We start from the raw sequence: 8,179 nt of genomic DNA, 5'->3' as shown, positions 1-8,179 counted from the left end.
CCTGCCTGCGCTGCAGGCAGGACCTTCGTCCCATGCCATGGGCCGTGGGCGGTGCCATGATCGGGGTCTGCCTTCCCGGGAACCTGTGCTCGTGAAAACCCGTCTTGCCGTTGCCCTGTTGATCGCCCTGTCCGCCCCCACCGTGGCCCTGGCCGCTGCGCCCGCCGCCGCCGCCGCCGCCGCGCCCGCCAGCGTGGCCACCGAATCGCCCGCGGATGCCGCCTTCCGCGCGCTGTACGAGAAGGAATGGAAGTGGCGCCAGCAGGGAGGTGGTGAAGCCAGCGAGGACGAAGACGCCCCGGCCAACGCCACCCGCATGCCTGACGTCGGCCCGGCCGCGCAGCAGGCGCGTCTGAAGGTGTGGGACGAGACCCTGGCCGCACTGAAGAAGATCGACCCGAAGACCCTGTCGCCGGACAACCAGGTCAACTACGCGATCTATCGCGACCAGGTGTTCAACCTGGCCGAAGAGACGCGCCTGCGCGGCTACGAAATGCCGTTCAACGCCGATTCCTCGTTCTGGTCCAACCTGTCCTTCATGGCCCGGCGCGAGATGAAGACCGTGCAGGACTACCAGAACTACATCGCACGGCTGAACGATGTGCCGCGTTACTTCGGCCAGCAGACCGAGAACATGCGCGCCGGCCTGAAGCGCGGCTTCAGCGTGCCGCGCGCGGTGCTGGATGGCCGCGAAGTGTCCATCGCCACCGTTGCCGAGCTGAAGGACCCGACCGAATCGCCGCTGTACGCGCCGTTCAAGAAGCTGCCCAACAGCATCCCGGCCGCCGAACAGGCCAGGCTGCAGGCGCAGGCGCGTGAAGCGATCAGCGGCAAGGTGGTGCCGGCGTTCCAGCAGCTGCGCACCTTCTTCGTCAACGAGTACGTGCCGCAGGCGCGCACCACCCTGGCCGCCGAAGCGATGCCCGATGGCAAGGCCTACTACAGGCAGCAGATCCACGAGTACACCACGCTGGACCTGTCGCCGGACGAGATCCATCGCATCGGCCTGGAGGAAGTCGCACGCATCCAGGGCGAGATGAACGCCATCATCAAGCAGGTGAAGTTCAAGGGCAGCTTCGCCGAGTTCCTGACCTTCCTGCGTACCGATCCGCAGTTCTATGCGAAGACGCCGGAAGAGTTGCTGTCGCGCGCCGCGTGGATCTCCAAGCGTGCCGATGGCCAGCTGGGCAAGTACATGACGTTGCCGCGCGCGCGCTTCACCATCGTGCCGGTGCCACCGGACATTGCACCGTTCTGGACGGCCGGCCGCGGTGGCATGGGTACCTACTGGCTCAACACCTACAACCTGCCGTCGCGCCCGCTGTACAACCTGCCGGCACTGACCCTGCATGAATCCGATCCGGGCCATTCGCTGCAGGGCGCGATCGCCGCCGAGCAGAAGAACCTGCCCGAGTTCCGCCGCAACGCCTACATCTCCGCCTATGGCGAAGGCTGGGCGCTGTATTGCGAGAAGCTGGGCGTGGAGATGGGCATCTACGAAACCCCGTACGAGGATTTCGGTCGGCTGACCTACGAGATGTGGCGCGCCGCGCGCCTGGTGATCGACACCGGCGTGCACAGCAAGGGCTGGACCCGCGAGCAGGCGTTGGCCTACCTGCGTGACCACACCGCGCTGAGCGAGCATGAAGTGACCACTGAAGTGGACCGCTACATTTCCTGGCCGGGCCAGGCGCTGAGCTACAAGCTGGGCGAGATCGCCATCGTGCGCCTGCGTGCGCAGGCCGAGAAGGAGCTGGGCGACAAGTTCGACATCAAGGGCTTCCACGACACCCTGCTCAAGCAGGGCTCGGTGCCGCTGCCGGTGCTGGAACAGCAGATCCAGGCCTACATCGCCGAGCGCAAGAAGGCCTGACCGTTACCGGGTAGTGCCGGCCGCTGGCCGGCAATCCGACCCGGTCACGGGGTCGGATCCCTTTCCCGTGGAAAGGGCTCCGACCCCCTCTCACCTCAGCCTACCGCCCGCGGCTTGGCCACGCGTGCTGCGAAGGTCGGCAGCACCAGCAGGGTCAGCACGGTGGCGGTGATCAGGCCACCGATCACCACCGTCGCCAGCGGCTTCTGCACCTCCGCACCGGAACCGCTGGCGATCGCCATCGGAATGAAGCCGACGATCGCCACCAGCGCCGTGGTCAGCACGGCTCGGATGCGGCTGGAGGCACCGTTGATCGCCGCCTGCAGCGGCAGGTCGCCGGCATCCAGGCGTTCGCGGATCGCCTGCATCAGCACCAGGCCATTCAAGGTCGCCACGCCGGACACGGCGATGAAGCCGACCGCTGCCGATACCGAGAACGGCATGCCCCGCAGCAGCAGCGCGAGGATGCCGCCGACCAGCGCCAACGGCACGCAGCTGAACACCAGAATGGCTTCCTTGCCGCTGCGCAGGGCCATGAACAGCAGGCTGCCGATCAGCAGGAACACTACCGGTACCACCGTCGCCAGCCGCTTTTCCGCGCGCTGCAGGTTCTCGAACTGGCCACCCCAGGTCAGGTAGGCACCCGGCGGCAGTGCCACGTCGGCTACCGCGGCCTGCGCTTCGCCGACGAAGCCGCCCAGGTCGCGGCCACGCACGTTGGCCTGCACCACCACGCGGCGGCTGCCGTTGTTGCGGCTGATCTGGTTCGGCCCTTCGCTCACGGTAATGCGCGCCACCGACGACAACGGAATCACCAGCCCCGATGGCGTGGCGATCGGCAGCGATGCCAGCTGGTCCGGATCGTTGCGCGCGGCATCGTCCAGGCGCACCACCACGTTGAAGCGGCGGTCGCCTTCGAAGATCTTGCCCGCCGCAGTACCGCCGATGCCGGTGGACAGTGCATCACTCACATCCGCCGCAGTCAGCCCATACTGCGCCGCCGCCACATGATCGATCGCCACGTTCAGCGTGGGCAGGCCGGAGATCTGTTCCACCCGCACGTCGGCCGCGCCACCCACCGCACGCAGCTTCAGCGCCACCTGGTCGGCCACCTTCTGCAGCTGGCTGAAGTCATCGCCGAAGATCATTACGGCCAGGTCGGTACGCACGCCGGAAATCAGCTCGTTGAAGCGCAGCTCGATCGGCTGGCTGAACTCGAAACTGTTGCCCAGCTGCTGCCCGGCCAGCTTTTCGAAACGGGCCACCAGCGCGTCCTTGGCCAACTTCGGATCGGGCCAGTCCTTGCGTGGCTTCAGCACGATCACGCTGTCGGAGATGTTGGTCGGCATCGGATCGATCGCCGCCTCGGCGGTACCGGTACGCGAGAACACGGTCTCCACTTCCGGCTGCTTGGCAATCACCTTTTCCAACGCCAGTTGCATGGCCAGTGACTGCTCCAGCGACGTCGACGGCACGCGCAACGCCTGCATCGCCACGTTACCTTCGTCCAGCGTCGGCATGAACTCGCGGCCCAGCAGCGAGAACGAGCCGATGCCCACCACCACCATCATCACCGCACTGGCCACTACCGTGCGCGGATGCGCCACAGCCTTGCGGATCACCGGCTCGATGCGCGCGCGCAGCACGCGTATCAGCCTGGTCTCGTGCTCGCCGTCGTCTGCATGTGCATTGCCGTCCTTCAGCTTCGGCTCGCGCACCAGCAGCGCCGTCATCGCCGGCACGAAGGTGAAGGAGAACAGGAAGGCACCGACCAGGGCCAGCATGAAGGTCGCCGCCATCGGGTGGAACGTCTTGCCCTCCACACCTTCCAGGGTGAGGATCGGCGCGAACACCAGCAGGATGATCAGCTGGCCGAACGCCGCCGGGCGCGCCATCTTCAGCGCGGAATCGGCGGCCACGCGCAGCCGTTCCATCGCGGTCAGCGCCCGGCCCAGTTCGGCGCGGCGCTGGCCCAGCATCAGCAGCGTCGACTCGACCACGATCACCGCACCGTCCACCAGGATGCCGAAGTCCAGTGCACCCAGGCTCATCAGGTTGCCGCTGATGCCGAAGCGGTTCATGCCGATCACCGCGAACAGGAACGACAGCGGAATCACCAGCGCGGTGATGGTGGCCGCGCGCAGGTTGCCCAGCAGCAGGAACAGCACCACCACCACCAGCAGCGCGCCCTCGGTGAGGTTCCGGGCCACGGTCTTGATGGTGGAATTGACCAGCACACTGCGGTCCAGCACCGGTGCGGCCACGATGTCGGCCGGCAGCGACGTGTTCACCTGTTCCAGACGTGCGGCTGCGGCCTGCGCCACGGTGCGGCTGTTGCCACCGGCAATCATCAGCGCGGTGCCCAGCACGGCCTCGTGGCCGTTGCGGCTGGCTGCACCCAGGCGCGGCGCGCGGCTCAGTTCCACGGTGGCTACATCGGCCACGCGCACCACCACGCCATTGCGGGTGGCCACCGGCGCCTGTGCAAGATCCTCGGTGGTCAGCGCCAGGCCATCGGCACGCACCACCAGGCCTTCGCCGGCCCGCTGCACGAAGCCGGCGCCGGCCTGCACGTTGGAGCGCTGCAGCGCGGTAACCAGGTCGGCCAGGCCGAGGCCATGCGCGGCCAGTTTGGCGCTGTCCGGATGCACGCCGTATTCCTTGACGTAGCCGCCGACCGTATCGACACCGGCCAGCCCCGGGCTGGAGCGCATCTGCGGCGCGATGATCCAGTCCTGCACGGTGCGCAGGTAGGTCGCGCGCTCTTCCGGCGTGCGCAGCAGGTTGCCTTCCGGCGTGCGGTAGACCTCGCCGGCCTGCCAGCCGGCTTCACCGGGCTTGGCCAGCCTGGTCGGATCGAACGCGGTGAAGTCCACCGTCCACATCAGCACCTCGCCGAGGCCGGTGGTGACCGGCGACAGCATCGGCGACGCACCATCGGGCAGGTCTTCCGATGCCTCGCGCATGCGTTCGGCCACCTGTTGGCGGGCGAAGTAGATGTCGGTGGCATCGGTGAAGATCGCGGTGACCTGCGAGAAGCCATTGCGCGACAGCGAACGCGTGGTGGTCAGGCCGGGAATGCCGGCCAGCGCGGTTTCCAGCGGATAGGTCACCTGCCGTTCGATCTGCTCCGGGGTCAGCGCCGGGGCCACCGTGTTGATCTGCACCTGGCGGTTGGTGATGTCCGGCACGGCGTCGATCGGCAGCTTGCCCAGCTGGAACAGGCCCACGGCGGCGATCAGCGCCGCCATGAACACCACCAGCCAGCGGTGGCGCACCGCTGTTTCAATGATCAGCTTGAACATGATCGCCTCCTCAGTGGCCGTGCTCGGCTTCGCCCTTGGCCAGCTCGGCCTTGAGCAGGAAGGCGTTGGCACCGACGATGCGCTCGTTGCCGCTCAGGCCACCGAGGATCTCGATGCGGTCACCGGCACGGCGCCCGGCCAGCACTGGCTGCGCTTTGAAGCCACCTTCGACGGCGACGAACACCGCGCTGCTTCCATCGACGTTCTGCACCGCATCGGCGGGCACGCTGAGCGAGCCGTCCTGGCCTTCGGTGACCACCACGGCCGATACCGGCGAACCGGCCGGCGGCAGCGATGCATCCACCGGCGTGGCGCGGATCACTGCGACGCCGCCCTGCTGCCGTACATCGGCGGCCGAACCGGTGACGGTAGCGGTGAAGCTGCCACCCGGCACGCTCACTTCCAGCTTCATGCCGGGCATGACCTGTGCAGCCAGCGCTGGCGGTGCGGTGAACACCAGCTCGTTCATCGACGGGTCGGCGACGTCGGCCACCGCACTACCGGCGGCGACCACACCGCCCGGCGTGACCTGCACGTTGCCGACGATGCCGGCCACCGGGCTGGTGATGCGCACGCGTCCACTGGCATCGGGCGCACCGTTGGCGGCGGCCTGTGCCTGTGCGGCAGCGGCCTGGGCCTGTGCCGCCAGCGAACGCGCACGCGAGGCTTCCAGCTCCTGGCGGGCGACCACGCCCTGGTCGACCAGGGCCTTGTCGCGGCCATAGGCCAGGCGTGCGGCCTCGGCTTCGGCGGATGCGGCCAGCGCATTGGCGCGGAACACCGCTGCCTCGCCACTGACCACGATGGCCAGCGCCTGGTTCTGTTTCACCGCCGTGCCCGGCGCGACCAGTACGCGCTCGACGCGGCCGGTCACGGTCGAGGCCACCGAGGCACGGGCACCGACCGAGGGTTCCACCCGACCGGCGAGGCGGGTGGAACCGCCACCGCCGCGACCGACGGCAACCACTTCGATACCGGACGCCTTGATCTGCTCAGGGGTCAGCGGTACCACGCCTTCATCGGTGTCTGCCGGCGTCTTCGCGGATTCGGCCTTGGCTTCCTTGCTGCCGGGCGCGTGGCCATGGCTGTCGTCGGTGCCGGCCTTGGTCGCAGCGGGGTCTTCATTGGCAGGTGTCTGCGCGTTGCCAGCGCAGCCGGCCAGCAACACAGTCAGCAGCATGCCGCCGATCAGCGGAAAAGTACGGGAGAGAGTCATGGGGCCTCCACAAAGGGTGCGCGCCCTTCAAGGCGGGCAAGATCGATTTCCGCGCCGACGCGCGACAGGCGCGCATCCACGGCGGCGGCGCGGGCGGCGATAAGAGCGCTGCGCGTGCTGCGCAGTTCCAGCTGCGAGATGCGTCCGGCGTCGAAGCCGATGCGGGCCAGGCGATACGCCTCTTCGGCGGCGACCACGCTTTCATCGGCGGCGCGGGTTCGGCTGCCGGCGGCCTTCAAACCGGCCACGGCGGAGAGGCGTGCCGCCTCGCTGTCGCGGCGCTGCTGGTCCAGGCGCGCTTCGGCCGCGCGCTGGTCGGCATTGGCGGCGCGGATGCCACCGCGGTTGCGGTCAAACAGCGGGATGCTGAGGCTGAGCCCGAGGTTGTAGGCACGCTCGCCGCCCTCTCGGAAGCGGGTCTGCGCGGCGGTGACGCTGAGGTCGGGCAGGGCGCGCTTGCGCTCCACCTCGACCAGTTTGCCCGCCGCATCGGCTTCGGCTTCAGCGATGCGCACCGCCAGTGCGGTATCGGTGGCGCCGCGTGGCAGCGGCGGCGCACGGTCGAGCAGGCTGTCGCCGATCGACTGCACCGGCGCATCCAGCAGTGCAGCACCGGCCAGGCGGGCCAGCGCGGCATCGCGGAAGGCCTGCGCTTCATCCAGCGCGGCGTTGGCGTTGGCCACTTCGCTCTGCGCCTGCACCGCGCGCAGTTGCGGTTCGCGGCCCTGCTTGACCATCGCGTTGACGGCGTTGGCGTCATCGCGGGTGAGGCTCAGTGCCTCTTCGGCCAGGGTGTAGCGGCGCAGTGCACTTTCCGCCTGTGCGTAGACCACCGCCAGCTGGCTGGCCACATCGCTGCGGCTCTGCGTGCCACGCAGGTTGGCCGCCTGTGCCTCGGCGCGGGCCGCACGGACGCGCGCGCCGCGCTGGCCCCAGACCTCCAATGGCTGGGACAGGGTAAGCACGCTGTCGGCCTTGCCCATGCCGCCATAGGAGCCGGTGCCCCAGGCGTTCTCGGCCGACCAGGACAGGGAAGGGTTGGGCAGTGCGCGGGCCTGGTCGGCGCGCGCGTCGGCGGCCTCGGCCAGCGCCGCACCGACGCGGGTACCTGGCAGCTGGTCCAGGCGTTCAAGCAGGGTGTCGTAGGAAGGGGCGGCTTGCGCCATCACCGATGCCGCCGGGGCCAGGCCCAGCAACACGGCGACGACCCGCCCGGCCGCACGCAGCGACCGAGGTGTCAGGATCGACATAGGGGGATTCCGGTTGTGAGTGAAACGGGAGCCCGCAATCGCGGGACGCGCTCAACTCACGCCCGGGGGGGACGCGTCAATTCATCCTGGGCGACCGCATAGGTCGCCGCGTCGCCGACATTCATCCAGCGCGCCGGCAGCGGCGCACCGAAGGCGGCGAGGGTGCTGGCCGGCAGGCTCAGGTTGGAGTGGTGGCAGTGGTTGTGGCTGCAGGCACCGGCGTGCTTGCTGTCACTGTCACCCTCGGCATCGTTGGCGTTGCTTTCCACGTGCACCGCAGTGGTGTCGTGCGGTTCGACCGCGCAGGCCAGCACGTCGGCCACCGGCACGACCACGAACGCCGCCATCAGCAGCATCATCAGGTACGTACGCAGTTGGCGGGTGATCCGGCGCATGGAAGGGAGGCTAGCAAGCGGTTTTCGCCGGATACAATATCAATGGCCGCTTCGGGAATCCGTCGGATTCTCCCGTTCAGGTGGACCGGGCGCGGGGTCGGATCCCTTTCCTCCGGAAAGGGCTCTGACCCCACCGCGTT

General features: G+C 68.5%; 5 protein-coding genes. 1 reads left to right on the top strand and 4 read right to left on the bottom strand.

All coding sequences use genetic code 11. The features are described 5' to 3' along the window. Window positions 1-91 precede the first annotated feature (91 nt). Window positions 92-1,873, top strand: a complete 1,782-nt coding sequence (locus tag ABGA94_RS11070; RefSeq protein WP_375367279.1) for a DUF885 family protein — start codon at window positions 92-94, stop codon at window positions 1,871-1,873. Between the two features lie 95 nt (window positions 1,874-1,968). On the opposite strand, the gene ABGA94_RS11065 is transcribed toward ABGA94_RS11070, so the two are convergent. From ABGA94_RS11065 to ABGA94_RS11050, 4 genes are read right to left on the bottom strand one after another with little or no spacing between them, the layout of a single operon-like run. Continuing rightward, window positions 1,969-5,178: an efflux RND transporter permease subunit gene (locus tag ABGA94_RS11065; protein ID WP_375367278.1), complete on the bottom strand. Its 3,210-nt coding sequence runs from the start codon at window positions 5,176-5,178 to the stop codon at window positions 1,969-1,971. 10 nt (window positions 5,179-5,188) lie between these two features. Next, window positions 5,189-6,394 (bottom strand): efflux RND transporter periplasmic adaptor subunit, encoded by a 1,206-nt coding sequence (locus ABGA94_RS11060; protein WP_111128566.1) that lies wholly within the window; start codon window positions 6,392-6,394, stop codon window positions 5,189-5,191. After that, window positions 6,391-7,644 (bottom strand): TolC family protein, encoded by a 1,254-nt coding sequence (locus tag ABGA94_RS11055; protein ID WP_065185918.1) that lies wholly within the window; start codon window positions 7,642-7,644, stop codon window positions 6,391-6,393. Before ABGA94_RS11055 ends, ABGA94_RS11060 begins: the two co-directional genes overlap by 4 nt. A 56-nt stretch (window positions 7,645-7,700) precedes the next feature. Continuing rightward, window positions 7,701-8,039: a hypothetical protein gene (locus tag ABGA94_RS11050; RefSeq protein ID WP_338167582.1), complete on the bottom strand. Its 339-nt coding sequence runs from the start codon at window positions 8,037-8,039 to the stop codon at window positions 7,701-7,703. Window positions 8,040-8,179: the final 140 nt, after the last annotated feature.

The organism is Stenotrophomonas sp. 3diitr2024, assembly GCF_042136455.1.
GTDB lineage: Bacteria > Pseudomonadota > Gammaproteobacteria > Xanthomonadales > Xanthomonadaceae > Stenotrophomonas > Stenotrophomonas sepilia.
The sequence above is the reverse complement of the archived record's forward strand: the minus strand, read 5'-3'. Positions and strand labels throughout refer to the sequence as shown.